The following is a 14734-nucleotide window of genomic DNA, read 5'->3' as shown; positions in this document are numbered from 1 at the left end:
GGGTGGTCCGTGCCGGGGGCGCCGACCTCGAGGTGCGGCCACGGCGGGGCACGGCAGGGTGGCGAGCCGATCGGGTCCTATCGTGGACGCCGGAACCTCGGCTGGGCAGGATGGCGTGGCAGTGAACACGAGTGAGAACGACGGCCTCGTAGTACTCGCCGTCGACGACGAAGAACCGGCGCTCATGGAGCTCGCCTACCTGCTGGAGCAGGACCAGCGGGTAGGCACCGTGCTGCGGGCCTCCGATTCGATCTCGGCGCTGCGGATCCTCACCGGCGGCGACCGTGTCGATCTCGGCGGCTTCGCGGGCGGCACACCTCCGGCGGGCCTTCCGGCGCCCGCGAAGCAGTCCGACGTGGACGTGCTCTTCCTCGACATCCGCATGCCGGGTCTCGACGGGCTGGAGCTCGCCAACGTCCTGTCGCGCTACGTCATCCCGCCGTCGGTGGTCTTCGTGACCGCGCACGACGACCGGGCGGTCGAGGCGTTCGACGTGGGCGCGGTGGACTACCTCCTCAAGCCCCTGCGCCCGGAGCGGCTCTACGCGTCGCTGTCGCGGATCCTGTCCTCGCGCGGCACCACGGTGCCCGTGGAGCCCGCCACCGACGAGGAGGGCGACGACGAGGTGATCCCCGTCGAGCTCGCCGGCACCACCAAGCTGGTGCAGCGCTCGACGGTGCGCTGGGTGGAGGCGCAGGGCGACTACGCGCGTCTGCACACCACCGAGGGCAGCCACCTGGTGCGCATCCCGCTCTCGGTGCTCGAGGAGCGCTGGTCGGACGCCGGATTCGTCCGCATCCACCGGTCGTACCTCGTCGCGCTGCCGCTGATCACCGAGCTGCGGCTGGCCGGCTCCGGCTACGTCGTGCGGCTGGGCAGCGGGCCCGACGTCGCCGAGCTGCCCGTCAGCCGCCGGCACACCCGGGAGCTCAAGGACCGTCTCGTCCGCTCGACGAAACAGGCCTGGGGACGACGGTGAGCTCCCCCGGCGGTCCCGTCCGGGCCCCGGGTCCGGTGCCGGACACCGCCGGGGAGCACCGGCCGGACGACACCCCGGGAGCCGGCGGCGCCGCCGAGGGCGAGAGCCTGCGGCGCGCGCCCGACCCACCGACGGACGAGGCCGGGCCGGGCGACGAGGCCGGGACGGGCGACCCCGGCGGCTCCTGGGACGGCGCCGGGCCGGACACCGGGACCGTGCGTCGGTCACGTCCCTCGCGCTCGCCCCGTGCCGGCGGCGGCGCCGGTGGCGTGCCCACGCCGCCGAGCCCCATGAACGCGACCACCGGGCCCACCTCGTCCTCCGGCCCGGTCCCCGTGCCCGACCCGCCGCGCCGCCCCGTGCCGCCGACGTTCCCGTCGCCCGGCCAGCCCCCGCCCGGGGTCGCCCGCCGGCGCGGGCGTCACGCCAAGCCCGAGCGGGGAGGCGCCAGCGTCCACACGCCGCCGTCGGGCTACCGGCCCCGCCACGCCGCCCCCGACGCCGAAACCGAGCAGTTCGCGGCCACCCCCGTCACCGGGCCCGGGGGCGTCGGCCCCGCGGCTCTCACCGACTCGCCCGACGCGACCACCGGCAGCACCCCCACCTCCGCCGCGGACAACCCGGCGCTGTGGACCGGCCCGGGCATCGTCGTCCCGCCACCCCTCACCGGCGCCGCCGACCCCGCGGACACCGGGCAGGGCGAGCGGGTGCGGGTCGTCCTGGCCGAGCGCCGGGTGCCGACGCGCGCGGTGCGCACGGTCGCCGAGATCGAGCAGCAGACCGAGACCGGCGAGCTGCTGCTGCGCAACCTGCTGCGCGCCCAGCTCGCGCTCGGGCTGCGGCTGGGCCTGGTCGCCGTGTTCGTGCTCGGCGCGCTGCCGCTGCTCTTCCTCGTCCTCCCGCGCACCGGCACGGTCGAGATCGCGGGCATGAGCCTGCCCTGGCTGGTCCTGGGTCTCGCGCCCTACCCGTTCATGCTGGCGCTGGCGTGGCTCTACGTGCGCACCGCGGAGCGCAACGAGCTCGACTTCGCCGACAACGTCGAGGACTGAGGTCGACGTGGGCACCGCGGGGTGGGTGGCGCTGGCCGCGGTCGTCGTGGTCGCCGTCGTCACGATCGTCATCGGATCGCTGGGCGTGCGGGTCGCGCGCACCACCGACGACTTCCTGGCCGCCTCGCGCACCGTCGGCACCCGCGCCAACGCGGCCGCGATCTCGGGGCAGTACCTGTCGGCGGCGTCGTTCCTCGGCGTCGCGGGCATCGTGCTCAAGGACGGGGTGGACGGCCTCTGGTACCCCGTGGGCTTCACGGCCGGGTACCTGGCGCTGCTGTTCTTCGTGGCCGCGCCCCTGCGCCGGTCCGGGGCCTACACGGTGCCCGACTTCGCCGAGGTCCGGCTCGACTCGACGCTGCTGCGCACGGTGACGACCTGGTTCGTGGTGCTCATCGGCTGGCTCTACCTGCTGCCGCAGCTCCAGGCCGCCGGGCTCGCGCTCACGGTGCTGACCACCGCGCCGACGTGGGTGGGCGTCGTCGCCGTCGGACTGGTCGTCACCGCCAGCGTCACGTTCGGCGGCATGCGCTCGATGACCTTCGTCCAGGCCTTCCAGTACTGGCTCAAGCTCACCGCGCTCGCCGTGCCGGCCCTGGTGCTGGTCTCGGTGTTCGTCCTCGGCCCGACGCGTTCGTCCGAGCCGCCCCCGCCGGTGTTCACCGACGCCACGACCGTCGAGGTGAGCACCCCGGTCACCCTGCAGGTCACCGCGCCGGTGGAGATCGGCGTCCGCGGCGAGGTCGACGAAACGACCGTCAACGGCCCGGTGTCGTGGGCCCCCGGGCCGCACACGGTCGAGGCCGGGACGGTGCTGCGGTTCCCGCCGGGGGCCGCGGTGCCGGTGGTCAGCGACGGCGACGCCGACGCGTCGTCCTGGTCCGCCCCGCTGACCGGGGGCAACGAGGACGGGCACCCCCTGCTCGCGACCTACTCCCTCGGCCTCGCGCTGCTGCTGGGCACGATGGGCCTGCCGCACGTCCTCGTGCGCTTCTACACCAACCCCGACGGGCGGGCGGCGCGCCGCACGACCGTGGTCGTGCTGGCGATGCTCGGCGGGTTCTACCTGCTGCCGGTGCTGCTCGGGGCGATGTCGCGGTTCTACGTGCCGGAGCTGCTCGTCACCGGGCAGACCGACGCCGCGATCCTGCTGCTGCCGACCGCGGCGCTGCCGGGCTGGGCGGGCATCGCGCTCGGCGCGCTCGTGGCCGCCGGCGCGTTCGCCGCGTTCCTGTCGACCTCGTCGGGCCTGCTGCTGTCCGTGGCCGGTGTGCTGTCCACCGACCTGCTGCCCCGTCGGCTGGGTGATTTCCGCATCGCCGCCCACGTCGGCGGCGCCGTACCGATCGTCGCGGCCCTCGGCGCGATCCGGCTGGACTTCTCGCTGACCGTCTCCCTGGCCTTCGCCCTGGCCGCCTCGACGTTCTGCCCGCTGCTGGTGCTGGGCATCTGGTGGAAGGGGCTCACCGACCGCGGGGCGACGGTGGGGATGCTCGTGGGCGGCGGCCTCGCGGTGCTCGCGATCGGCTCGACGCTCGCGGGCCTCGACCCGGGTGGGTGGGTCGGGGTGCTGCTGGCCCGCCCCGCGCTCGTCACCGTGCCCCTGGCGTTCCTCGTGATGGTGCTCGTCAGCCGCTCCTCGCCGCACCGCGTGCCCGCCAACACCGGGCGCACGCTGCTGCGCCTGCACGCGCCGGAGCGCCTCGGTCTCGGCGACGCGCGGCGCGGCTCGCGTCCCTCGGACTGATCTTTCCCGTACGCTCCGGCACGCTCCGTGTGCCGTTTGTCGCGCACGGTGAGATGTGGATGAACAGGACGTATCCCCTGCCGAGCGGTCGGACCACGCTCGTCGGCTCGTCGAGTGAGGCTGCGGTGAGTAGTCACACGAAAGGAGTAATCGGTGTGATGCACATCGGTTTAAGGTTCGGCCCGATCGTGACGTCCGACGACCCCGCGGAGAACTCGTGAGTGCCACTGACGACGGGCAGAGTGGCTCGCCCGCGCTCGACGATCCGACCCCCTACCAAGAGGTCCAGCGCTCACCGGAGTTCGTCGCGCTGCGCAAGCGCTGGCGGCGCTTCATCTTCACGATGAGCGCGATCTTCCTGACCTGGTTCATGCTCTACGTGGTGCTGGCCGACTTCGCGACCGGGTTCATGAACACCCGGATCGGCGGCACCAACCTGACGATCGGCCTCGTGTTCGGCCTGCTGCAGTTCGTGTCGACCTTCGTGATCGCCACGATCTACGTGTGGTTCGCCGACAAGAACCTCGACCCCGAGGCCGAGCGCCTCCGGCTGCGCGTGGAGGAGAAGCTGTGACGACCCCGACCGCTGCGCCGCCCGCGACGCCCCAGGTCGGCTCGCCCGTCCTGAACATCTCGATCTTCGCGCTGTTCGTCGTCATCACCCTGATCATCGTCTACCGCGTCAGCCGCGGCCCGCGCACGGCGAACGACTACTACGCCGCCGGCCGGTCGTTCTCCGGCCCCCAGAACGGCATCGCCATCTCCGGCGACTACCTGTCCGCGGCCTCGTTCCTCGGGATCGCCGGGGCCATCGCGGTCAACGGTTACGACGGGTTCCTCTACTCCATCGGCTTCCTCGTCGCCTGGCTGACCGCGCTGCTGCTCGTCGCCGAGCTCCTGCGCAACACGGGCCGCTTCACCATGGGTGACGTCCTGGCGTTCCGGATGCGCCAGCGCCCGGTCCGGGCGGCGGCGGCGATCTCCACGCTCGTGGTCTCGCTGTTCTACCTGCTCGCGCAGATGGCCGGCGCCGGCGGGCTCATCGCCCTGCTCCTGGGCGTGAACGACAACCCCGACTCGTACTTCGATGGGCAGTCGCTCGTCCTCGTCATCGTCGGCGCCATCATGATCGGATACGTGTTCTTCGGGGGCATGAAGGGCACCACCTGGGTCCAGATCATCAAGGCGACCCTCCTCGTCATCGGTACCGCCGTGATCACCGTGTGGGTGCTCGGCGTCTACGGGTTCAACCTCTCGGCGCTCTTCGAGGCCGCGAACGCGGGCGCCACGGACGACCTGGTGAACGCGGGCAACCAGTACGGGACGAGCACCACCACCAAGATCAACTTCATCTCGCTGGCCATCGCGCTCGTCCTGGGCACCGCCGGCCTGCCGCACATCCTCATGCGCTTCTACACCGTGCCGAACGCCAAGGAGGCCCGCCGGTCGGTGCAGTGGGCGATCTGGATCATCGGCATCTTCTACCTGTTCACCCTCGTCGTCGGTTACGGCGCGCCCGCGCTGGTCCCGGGCGGGACGACGGCCATCGAGAACGCGCCGGGTGAGGAGAACTCCGCCGCGCCGCTGCTCGCCTACGAGCTCGGCGGGACGCTGCTGCTCGGCATCATCGCCGCGGTCGCGTTCGCGACGATCCTCGCGGTGGTCGCCGGTCTGACGATCACGGCGTCGGCGTCGTTCGCCCACGACGTCTACGCGAACATCATCAAGAAGGGCGAGGTCGACTCCCGCGGCGAGGTCCGCGTCGCCCGCATCACCGTGATCGTCATCGGGACGCTGGCGATCATCGGCGGGATCCTCGCCCTCGGGCAGAACGTGGCGTTCCTGGTCGCGCTGGCGTTCGCGGTGGCCGCGTCGGCCAACCTGCCCACGCTGCTCTACACGCTGTTCTGGAAGCGGTTCAACACGATGGGTTCGCTGTTCAGCATCTACGGCGGCCTCATCAGCTGTGTCGGGCTCATCCTGATCTCCCCGGTCACGATGGGGCGGGAGGACGCCATCTTCCCGTTGCAGAACCCCGGCATCATCTCGATCCCGCTGTCGTTCATCCTCGGCATCGTCGGCACCTACGTGGGGTCGCGCGAGGTCGTCAGCGAGCAGCGGTTCGCCGAGATGGAGGTGCGGTCGATGACCGGCGCCGGCGCGGCGGGCGCGGCCGAGGACTAGCACGAGGTCCGGCAGGCTCCGGAGCCCGCCTCCCCCGGTGGGGGGCGGGCTCCGCTGCGCACGGGCCCCGAGGGTGATGGGATGGACCGGTGAGCGACCCCCGCCTGCCCTCGGTCGGCCCCGGCGAGATCCCGCCCGGGGCGACGCTGCTCGACGTGCGCGAGGACGACGAGTGGGTCGCGGGGCACGCGCCCGACGCCGTCCACCTGCCGATGTCGCAGCTGGCCGCCCGGCTCGACGAGGTCCCGCCGGGCCCGGTGGCCGTGGTGTGCAAGGTCGGCGGCCGGTCGGCGCAGGTCACCGCCTTCCTCGTCCAGCGCGGCCACGAGGCGGTCAACGTCAGCGGCGGCATGCTGGCGTGGGAGGCTGAGGGCCGGCCGATGACCGCCGAGGTGCCCGGGCCGGCCCGGGTGGTCTGACGTGGGGACGGGGGTGGGCGGGTGATCTGCCCGCGGTGCGGACGGCCGCAGCCGCCGCAGGACTCGCCGGGCGCGCCCCGCGCGGGCGCGACCCGCTACTGCGTGCACTGCGGCCGTGTCCTCGCCGGCGTGCGCTGGGTGGCCCTGCCGCCCGACGCCCTGCACCCCGGCGAACCGCGCGTCCCGCGACGTCCGTACGCCGGGCCGCCGCGTTACCGGACGACGCCGCGCTGGAGCCTGCGCTCCTGGATGCCCGCGCCGGAGCCCGGCGACGAGGGCCCCCTCGCGACGCCGCGGCCCCGCGAGGCCGAGGAGGTCCTGCGTCGCACCGCCGGCCTGCTCGTGCGGCTCGCGACGACGACGGCCGCGCTCGCCGGGATCGCGGCGGTGGCCGAGGCCTGGCGCTACGGACTGCTCGTCGCCAGCCGCAGCAGCGCGCTCTCGCCCGGCCCGCTGGCGTTCTCCGACGCGCTCGTCACCCTGGTCGGGCTGCTCACACCCGTCGCCGCGCTCGCGACGGGCGGGCTGTTCCTGCGCTGGCTGCACCTCGCCCGCGGGATCGCCGCGTCGATCTCCGGCACCCGTCCGGCGCGGCGCACCTGGGCGGTGATCGTCGGCAGCGTGCTGCCCGGCCCCAACCTCACGGTGCCGGGTGCGGCGCTGGCCGAGGTCGAGCACGCCGCGTCCGGCGAGCCCGCGAGCGCGCGGCCGCGCCCGTCGACGCCGGTGTGGCGGTGGTGGCTGGCGTGGGACGCCAGCGTCGTGCTCGGTGTCGTGGCGGTCCTGCGCGGGCTCGGCGACAGCACCCAGGCCCTCGCCGACGCCGTACTCCTGCACGCGCTGGCGGACGTCGCCGCGGCGGTGGCTGCGCTCGCGACCGTGCGCGTCGTCGCCCACCTCACCGAGCTGCTCGCCCCCGAGCTGCGCCCGGCGGGGCGGGAGGCGGTGATGGGGGTGTCGCCCGCGGCTCCCGCGCCGCGCTCAGCCCCCGCCGAGGACGGCGTTGCCGCCGGCGGCGGGCGGAGCGGTGGGGTCGGTGCCGAGGTCGGGTGACATCTCGCGGGCGACGAAGTCCTCGACGTGGAAGAGGTTGTCGCCGGCCCGCCGCACGATGCGCAGGAGCGTGCTCATCGAGGCGACCTCCTCGACCTGCTCCTTGAGGTACCACTGCATGAACTGCTCGCCGATGTAGTCGCCCTCGTCGCGGGCGGTGCGCGCGAGCGTCTCGATCTGGTCGGTCACCGTGCGCTCCTGCGCGAGCACCAGCGCGACCACGTCCTCCAGCGAGGTGAACTCCGTGCGCACGTCGTCGACGCCCGGGATCGTCACCGGGAGGTCGTTGTCGAGCAGGAACCGCACGATGCCCATGGCGTGGTTGCGCTCCTCGAGCGCCTGCGCGTAGAAGTGCCCGGCCAGCCGGGGCAGATCCTGGTCGTCGCAGTACACGGCCACCGCGGTGTACTGCTGCGAGGCGGTGAACTCGTTGCGGATCTGGGCCCGCAGCAGGTCGTGGAACGTCGACGTCGCGGCGGTCATGGTCGCGAGTCTAGGTCGGATCCGCGGACCTCAGGTGCGCGCGGAACGCCGTCCGTGGCGGCTGCGCGGTGCCGGCGCGTCGGCGCCGGGCGCCGGGACGGGGATCGCGCCCGACCAGCCGAACTGCTCGGTGTGGATGCGTGCCGCAGGGACGCCCAGCTGCTCGAGCGCCGCGAGCGACCCGGCGAGCACCGAGGGCGAGCCGCAGATGAAGTAGTCGAGCGCGCCCCGCGAGGCGGGGTCGTGCGGCAGCACCTCGGCGAGCAGCGCGGCGTCGATCCGGCGGCCCTCGGTGCGGGTGACGCGCAGGTCCAGGCGGCGGCCCAGGGCCGTGAGCTCGTCGGCGAACAGCGGCTCGGTGCCCCGCTCGGCGAGGACGAGGCGGTGCGTGCGGTCGTCGCCGCGGTCGGCGAGCGTGCGCAGCATGCTCATCATCGGGGTGATGCCGACCCCGCCCGCGAGCAGCACGAGCCCCGAGGCGTCCTGGGCGGCCTCGGCGGTGAACGAGCCGTGCGGCCCGTCGAGCCACACCTTGCTGCCGGTGCGCAGGGTGGAGAGCAGTCCGGAGAAGTCGCCCTGGTCGCGGACGGTCAGCTCCAGCCGGCCGGTCACCCGCGCGCTCGAGGCGATCGTGAACGGGTGCTCCTCGGTGCCCACGACGGCGCGGCGCAGGCGCAGCCAGACGAACTGGCCGGGGTCGAACCGCAGGCCGCCGCGGCGCAGGTGCACGGGCGCGAGGACCAGCGTGCTCACGGTCGGGCTCTCCCGCCGCACGCCGTACACGACGTAGGCGCCCTGGCGGGAGAACAGCGGACGCCACACCCAGCGGTGGGCGAGCACCCCGAGCAGCACGAGGACCAGCGCGGAGAGCACCCAGCGCATGAGCGGATCGGTGACGAGGTTGCCCAGCCAGAAGACGTGCAGGCCGGCGAGGACGAGCGCGCCGGCGGCGAGCAGGACGTGCAGGCGCGCCCAGATCTCGTAGCGGGCGCCCGGGCGCCGGCCGCGCACCGCGACGACGCCCACGAGCAGCAGGCCGATCACCGAGGTCCACCCGGCCTGTGCGGCACGCGGCGCCGCCAGCGGGTTCAGCAGCGTCGGGTGACCGATCACCGCCACGGCCACGTGCAGCCCGACGAGCACGACGGCGAGCGTGCCGAGCCACCGGTGCAGGCCCATCACCGTCTCCACGCCGAACGCGCGGGTCAGCGAGCGCACCCGCGACGGCACGACGACCACGACGACGAGCAGGCACAGGGCGAGCAGGCCCAGGCCCACCGAGAGCATGCCGAGCACCGATCCCCCGCCCCGCGAGGCGAGCAGGGCCACCGGGACCACGACGAGGGCCGTGAGGGCGCCCGTCCACAGGGCGCGTGTCCACCGTTGCTGCACGGGCCGGGACGGTAGGCAGCGCGCGACGATCATCCCCGCGCGTCTGAGAGCGCCGCCGTCCGTGGCGCGACGACGGGCGGCCACCGCGCGCTCAGGCGCCGACAATTGGCCCGATCGGGGGAGGGAGTGGTCCGTCTGCTCAGGTCGGCTCTCAGGTTGGCGGGCGGTCGTTCGAGCAATGCGGCTTTGCTGGCGCCCAACGCCAGGATCGCCACATCCTCGGTCGCACGACACGCCGCGCGGCGGGGCGGGGTGTCGGCGTCGGCGGCGTGGCGCAGGTGCGGCGTAGGGCCCCGGCGGGTCCCGGTCCCGGCCCGTCACCCCGTGGGACGCCCGACCGGGCAGGATGCACGTGTGATCCGCGCGCGCAGGACCCGCTCGACCTCCTCCCGTCTCGCGCTCGTCGCCGGCGCGGTGGGGGTGGTGGCGCTCGTGCCGCCGGCCCTGCGGTCGCTGCGGGCGCGCCAGGGCTTCGACCGCTCCGCCGCCGCGGCCGGCGTCTCCGCACAGTTCGACCAGGACGCCGCCTCGTACGACCGGCTCGTCGGCGCCAACCCCGGCTACCACGAGCACCTGCGCCTCTCGGCCCGCCGCCTCGGGCTGCCCGCGGGGGGCGCCGGCGCGGTGGTGCTCGACGTGGGGTGCGGGACGGGGCTCTCGACCGCCGCCCTGCTCGAGACCTACCCCGAGGCGCGGATCGTCGCGGTCGACGCGTCGGCGGAGATGCTCGCGAAGGCCCGCGAGAAGTCGTGGCCCGAGACCGTGCGGTTCGTGCACGCGCGGGCCGAGGACCTGGGGCCGGCGCTCACCGAGGCAGGGATCCCGGGCCCGTTCGACGGGGTGCTCGCGGCCTACCTCGTGCGCAACCTGCCCGACCGCGACGCCGGCCTCGCGGTGCTCGTCGAGCACCTGGCGCCGGGCGCGCCGATCGCGGTGCACGAGTACTCGGTGGCCGACTCGGCGGTGGCCCGCACGGTCTGGACCGCCGTCTGCTGGGCGATCATCATTCCGCTCGGGCGGCGCGTCACCGGCGACGCCTCGCTCTACCGCTACCTCTGGCGCAGTGTGCTCGCCTTCGACGGCCTGGCGCGGCTCGAGCAGCGGCTGCGCGACGCCGGGCTGCGCGAGGTCCACACCCGCCCGGTCGACGGCTGGCAGCGCGGGATCGTGCACACGGTGCTCGGGCGGCGGTAGGGCTCGCACCCCTACCCCGGCGTGTCGCGCGATCGAGGATGTGGCGTTTCTGGCGTCCAGTGCCAGGAAAGCCGCATTGCTCGCACACCCCGTGTGCGATCGCGGGGGGTCGGTCAGCCGCGGCGGCGGGCGGCGCGGACGGCGTAGGTGCGCTCCGCGTACTCGATGTCGTCGGTCCACAGGCGCGTGGCGGCCCACTCCATCACCGGGCGCACGAGCCCCTGCGCGCGGCGGGCGTGGGCGAAGCCCGGGCGGGGGGAGTGGGCGATCGTCGCCTCGACCACCGCGGTGCGCGGGCGGCCGTCGGGGTGCGGGGCCAGCGGCGTCGCGTGGGTCTCGACGACGCTGCCGGCGCCCTCGCCCTCGGTGATGTGCATGACGATCGTGCGGGGCTCCGGGCAGGTGAAGCGCGCCCGCACCGGGATGCCCCAGTTCTTCGACACCCGGAAGGCCACGCGCAGGTCGAAGTGGTCGTCGGACTCCGACGTGTCGCGGCCCGGCGCCCGCTCCACGCGCAGGTCGGCGAACGAGTGCGGGTGGAACCACGCCCCGTGCCAGGGGTCGAGGCGGTTGGCGATGACGTCGGCGGGCTCGCACGTGCCGACCGTCGACGCGACGGCCACCAGGCTCTCGTCCACCGGCGGGCGGACGGGCAGGATCGGGGCGTCGGTGGGCTCCTCGCCACCGACCGCGTCGAGGCGTACCCAGGCCAGGGCGCCGTCGTCGTGGGCGGGCAGGGTGCGCCAGCCGGCGCGTCCCGACGGGCCGAGCGCGAGGCCGTGCCAGCGGCAGACCAGCTCGCAGCCCGACTGCACGGCGGTGGCCATGTCCGCGCCGAGGTGCGGGCACGCGCCGGGGCCGGCGTGGAGCGTGCCCCGCCCCTCGTTCTCGTGGTCGGGCGAGCGCCAGAGCACCACCTCGACGCCCGCGACCGTGGTGCCGAACGGCGTGCCGGCGCGGATGTCGCGGCTCGCGCCGACCACGTACCAGTTGCCCGACGGCCGTGCCGTGGCGCGCGCGAGCGCCGCGTCGATGATGCCGACCTTGGCGTCGCGCCAGGTGGGCTCCATGGCCGCCCACTCCTGGCCGGACAGCCGTCGCAGCGGGTTCGCCGGCGCGCGCCGCTCCGCCTTCTTCAGCACGTCGACGACGCTAGGCCGGGTGCCGTGGTGTCGCAGTCACGGGGAGCGGGCTGTGGCCGGACGCACGTCCGGGTGCGCCGAACGTGCCTCTTCTCACCCGAGTGGGGCACGCTCCCACGGGCACGACAGGCACCGCGGGCCACCACGCCCGGAGCCGAGCTCGAACCCGGCGATCTCCAGGACCTCGATCCCGGCGGCGGCCAGGCGCGCGTTGGTCGTCGTGTTGCGCTCGTAGGCGACGACCCGTCCGGGCGCGACGGCGAGGGTGTTGTTGCCGTCGTCCCACTGCTCGCGCTCGGCGGCCACCGACTCGAGCCCCGTGTCCACCGCCCGCAGCTGGTCGATGCCCATCGCCCGCGCCGCGGCGGGCCGGAACGGCTCGGGCCCGGTGATGCGGAGGCGATCCGGGCCGTCGGGGTGCACCGTCCAGGCCTCGAGGTTCTCGAGCACGCCCGGGTAGATGACCATGGTGTCGACGTCGACCATCGTCGCCACGGTGTCGAGGTGCATCGTCGCCCGGCGCTGGGTGATCGGGACGGCGAGCACGGTGTGCGCGAGCTCGTCGGCGAACATCGCCCGCGCGAACGACTCGGCGCCCGCGGGGCTGGTGCGCTCCCCCACGCCGATCGCGAGCACGCCGGGTGCGAGCAGCAGAACGTCCCCGCCCTCGACCGCGGACGGATCCCGGGGCGCGGTCGGGGCGACGACGCCGAGCTCGGGGTGGTGGCGCTGGGCCAGCGCGACGAGCGAGGCCTCCCGCCGCCGGGCCGGCATCCCCATCGACGACGCCACGACCCGCGGGCCCACCCGCACCGACGAGTCCCGGGTGAACATGAGGTTGGGCAGCGGGTCGACGGCGAAGTCGTGCGGCCCGGCCATCGCCCGCACGAGCGAACGTCCGGTGACCGCGAGCTCGTCGAAGGTCCGCCCGGCGATGAGGGCGTGCGCCAGCGTCGCGTCGTCGAGACCCGCGAGCTCGGTGAACACGGCCGCGCCGAGCTCGCGCCCGAGGGTCCGCTCGTCGACGGCGTCGGCGATGCCCGCCTCCCGGGCGTCCGGGGCGGCGGCGAGCGACTCGGCCAGCACGTCGCCCAGCAGCAGGACGCGCACGCCCTCCGCGCGCAGCAGGTCGGCGAAGGCGTCGTGCTCGTACTGGGCGCGCTGCACCCAGGGGATGCCGTCGAAGAGCAGGCGATCGGCGTTGCGCGGGGTCAGGCGCTCGAGCTCCGGGCCCGGGCGGTGCAGCACCACGGTGCGCAGCACCCCGACCTCGGAGTCCACGCGCGGCGCGTCCGCGTCTCGTGGGAGGTCCACGGTCGGCGACCCTAGGCCGCCCGCTCTACTGTGCGCGCCATGGGACTCCTCGAGGACAAGGTCGTCGTCGTCACCGGTGCCGGGCGCGGCATCGGGCGCGGTGAGGCGCTGGAGTGCGCACGGCAGGGGGCGGCCGTCGTGGTCGCCGAGTTCGACGCGGAGGCCGGCGAGGAGGTCGCCGCCGAGATCAAGGAGGCGGGTGGCCAGGCGGCCGCGGTGCCGGGCGACGTCGCCGACTCCGACGTGGCCGACGCGCTGGTGACCACCGCCGTCGAGCAGTTCGGCGCGCTCGACGCCGTCGTCAACAACGCCGGCATCCTGCGGGACCGGACGCTGGTGAAGATGTCCGACGCCGAGTGGGACGACGTCATCCGCGTGCACCTGCGCGGGCACTTCGCCCCGACCCGGGCGGCCTGCCGCTACTGGCGCGAGAGCCAGCGGCCCGGGCACCTCGTGCACACCGCGTCGACCTCCGGGATCCTCGGCAACTTCGGCCAGTCGAACTACGGCGCCGCCAAGGCGGGCATCGCGGCGTTCTCGACGATCGTGGCGATGGAGATGGCGCGGTACCAGGTCACCTCGAACGCGATCGCCCCCTCGGCGCTGACCCGCATGACCGAGGCCCTGCTGCCCCCGGACGTGCGCGAGGACCGGCGGGAGAGCCTCGAGCGCGGCGAGTTCGACTTCTTCGACCCCGAGAACGTGGCGCCGTTCGTCGCGTACCTGGCGTCGGACCAGTCGTCGCACATCAGCGGCAAGGTGTTCGGCGTCCAGGGCGACTCGGTCGAGCTCTACCAGCCCTTCACCTCGGTCGCCGAGATCCGCGGCGACGGGCACCGCTGGGACGCCGAGGCCATCCCCGACCGGATGGCCGAGCTGTTCGAGCAGGCGGGCATGGACCCGGCGCCGGAGAACATGATGGCGCGTTCGCGGCACAAGATCATCTCCTAGGCGGGCAGGAACGGCAGCACACCGCGCAGGAGCGCCGAGCCGACGAAGGCGACGACGTCGAGCAGGGCGTGGGCCCCCACGAGGGGCCAGAGCCTGCCGGTGCGCTGCCACACCCGTCCGAACACCAGGCCCATGAGCAGGTTGCCGAGCCCGCCGCCGAAGCCCTGGTAGAGGTGGTACGAGCCGCGCAGGACCGCCGAGATCGCCAGCGCGCGGTTCTCGCCGACGCCGAGGCGGCGCAGGCCGTGGAGCAGGTAGCCCACGACCAGCACCTCCTCGGCCCAGGCGTTCGCGCACGCCGAGACGATCAGCGCGGGCACGGTCCACCACTGGTCGGAGAGCAGCGACGGGATCACCGTGGTGTTGAGGCCCAGGGCCCGGGCGGCGAGGTAGAGCGCGAGGCCCGGGATCCCGATGAGCGCGGCGAGCCCCACCGCACCCAGCGCGTCGCGGCCGGGGCGGCGCCCGTCGAGCCCGACGGCGCGCGGCCCGGCGCCGGCGCGGACCAGCAGGTACAGGCCCAGGGCGCCCCACGCCACCAGCGAGAGGGACGACGCGAGCTGGGCGGCCAGGTCGGCCCACGGGTCGCGGGCGAGGGTCTCGTCGATCGCCACCCGCCGCTGGTCGAGCGGCAGCGGCGACGCCAGCGCGTCGAGCAGCGAGACCAGGCTGCGCACCGCGGAGAGGCCGAGCGTCACGGCGAAGACGACGACCAGCTCGGTGCGCAGCAGGCGCCGCTCGCGACCCTCCAGCGGCGCGGCCTCGGGCGGGACCGGGTGCAGCCAGCCCTGCCACACGTCCCGCGCCGTCACGGGCCCACGGTA

The 14734-nt window shown here is 74.5% G+C and carries 14 protein-coding genes; 9 read left to right on the top strand and 5 right to left on the bottom strand.

Annotated elements, in window-relative coordinates:
- Window positions 1-121 precede the first annotated feature (121 nt).
- From C8D89_RS14335 to C8D89_RS14305, 7 genes are all read left to right on the top strand, one after another.
- Window positions 122-979 (top strand): LytR/AlgR family response regulator transcription factor, encoded by an 858-nt coding sequence (locus C8D89_RS14335; protein ID WP_207787218.1) that lies wholly within the window; start codon window positions 122-124, stop codon window positions 977-979.
- Complete coding sequence (locus C8D89_RS30765; protein ID WP_207787217.1) at window positions 976-2031, top strand: hypothetical protein; 1056 nt, start codon at window positions 976-978, stop codon at window positions 2029-2031. Before C8D89_RS14335 ends, C8D89_RS30765 begins: the two co-directional genes overlap by 4 nt.
- Before the next feature lie 7 nt (window positions 2032-2038).
- Window positions 2039-3778 (top strand): sodium/solute symporter, encoded by a 1740-nt coding sequence (locus C8D89_RS14325; protein WP_116708779.1) that lies wholly within the window; start codon window positions 2039-2041, stop codon window positions 3776-3778.
- A gap of 217 nt (window positions 3779-3995) precedes the next feature.
- A complete protein-coding gene (locus C8D89_RS14320; RefSeq protein WP_116708778.1) occupies window positions 3996-4352 on the top strand; it encodes a DUF485 domain-containing protein in 357 nt (118 codons plus the stop codon).
- Window positions 4349-5962, top strand: coding sequence for a solute symporter family protein (locus C8D89_RS14315; RefSeq protein ID WP_116708777.1), 1614 nt, complete (start codon window positions 4349-4351; stop codon window positions 5960-5962). The genes C8D89_RS14320 and C8D89_RS14315 overlap by 4 nt, the downstream gene beginning before the upstream one ends.
- 89 nt (window positions 5963-6051) lie before the next feature.
- The gene (locus tag C8D89_RS14310; RefSeq protein WP_116708776.1) at window positions 6052-6381 is read left to right on the top strand and encodes a rhodanese-like domain-containing protein; all 330 of its coding nucleotides are present in this window, start codon (window positions 6052-6054) and stop codon (window positions 6379-6381) included.
- A gap of 21 nt (window positions 6382-6402) precedes the next feature.
- On the top strand, window positions 6403-7434 hold the full coding sequence (locus tag C8D89_RS14305; protein ID WP_116708775.1) for a DUF4328 domain-containing protein: 1032 nt from the start codon (window positions 6403-6405) through the stop codon (window positions 7432-7434).
- Here C8D89_RS14305 and C8D89_RS14300 read toward each other — a convergent pair.
- Window positions 7363-7917, bottom strand: a complete 555-nt coding sequence (locus tag C8D89_RS14300) for a ferritin (RefSeq protein WP_116708774.1) — start codon at window positions 7915-7917, stop codon at window positions 7363-7365. The two genes, C8D89_RS14305 and C8D89_RS14300, sit on opposite strands and share 72 nt — an antisense overlap.
- Window positions 7918-7947: 30 nt before the next feature.
- Window positions 7948-9309 (bottom strand): ferric reductase-like transmembrane domain-containing protein, encoded by a 1362-nt coding sequence (locus C8D89_RS14295; protein ID WP_243418093.1) that lies wholly within the window; start codon window positions 9307-9309, stop codon window positions 7948-7950.
- A gap of 453 nt (window positions 9310-9762) precedes the next feature.
- Between C8D89_RS14295 and C8D89_RS14290 the strand changes: the two genes are divergently transcribed.
- Window positions 9763-10503, top strand: a complete 741-nt coding sequence (locus tag C8D89_RS14290; protein WP_116708853.1) for a class I SAM-dependent methyltransferase — start codon at window positions 9763-9765, stop codon at window positions 10501-10503.
- Window positions 10504-10616: 113 nt separating this feature from the next.
- Here C8D89_RS14290 and C8D89_RS14285 read toward each other — a convergent pair whose 3' ends face one another.
- The gene (locus C8D89_RS14285) at window positions 10617-11573 is read right to left on the bottom strand and encodes a Rieske (2Fe-2S) protein (RefSeq protein ID WP_116708852.1); all 957 of its coding nucleotides are present in this window, start codon (window positions 11571-11573) and stop codon (window positions 10617-10619) included.
- Window positions 11574-11738: 165 nt separating this feature from the next.
- Complete coding sequence (locus C8D89_RS14280) at window positions 11739-12959, bottom strand: arginine deiminase (protein WP_243418092.1); 1221 nt, start codon at window positions 12957-12959, stop codon at window positions 11739-11741.
- A gap of 39 nt (window positions 12960-12998) precedes the next feature.
- Between C8D89_RS14280 and C8D89_RS14275 the strand changes: the two genes are divergently transcribed.
- The gene (locus C8D89_RS14275; protein ID WP_116708851.1) at window positions 12999-13910 is read left to right on the top strand and encodes an SDR family NAD(P)-dependent oxidoreductase; all 912 of its coding nucleotides are present in this window, start codon (window positions 12999-13001) and stop codon (window positions 13908-13910) included.
- Here C8D89_RS14275 and C8D89_RS14270 read toward each other — a convergent pair.
- Entirely contained in the window at window positions 13907-14722 is an 816-nt protein-coding gene (locus tag C8D89_RS14270; RefSeq protein WP_423717024.1) for a CPBP family intramembrane glutamic endopeptidase, read from the bottom strand. The two genes, C8D89_RS14275 and C8D89_RS14270, sit on opposite strands and share 4 nt — an antisense overlap.
- Window positions 14723-14734 lie beyond the last annotated feature (12 nt).

It is taken from the genome of Actinomycetospora cinnamomea (assembly GCF_003096675.1).
Taxonomy (GTDB): Bacteria; Actinomycetota; Actinomycetes; order Mycobacteriales; family Pseudonocardiaceae; genus Actinomycetospora; species Actinomycetospora cinnamomea.
Note: the sequence above shows the minus strand (reverse complement) of the source record. Positions and strands in the feature narration are given on the sequence as shown.

Coding starts and splice junctions, on each gene's coding strand:
- C8D89_RS14300 (WP_116708774.1), bottom strand. CDS start 7,917: ATGACCGCCGCGACGTCGACGTTCCACGACCTGCTGCGGGCCCAGATC.
- C8D89_RS14285 (WP_116708852.1), bottom strand. CDS start 11,573: ATGGAGCCCACCTGGCGCGACGCCAAGGTCGGCATCATCGACGCGGCG.
- C8D89_RS14275 (WP_116708851.1), top strand. CDS start 12,999: ATGGGACTCCTCGAGGACAAGGTCGTCGTCGTCACCGGTGCCGGGCGC.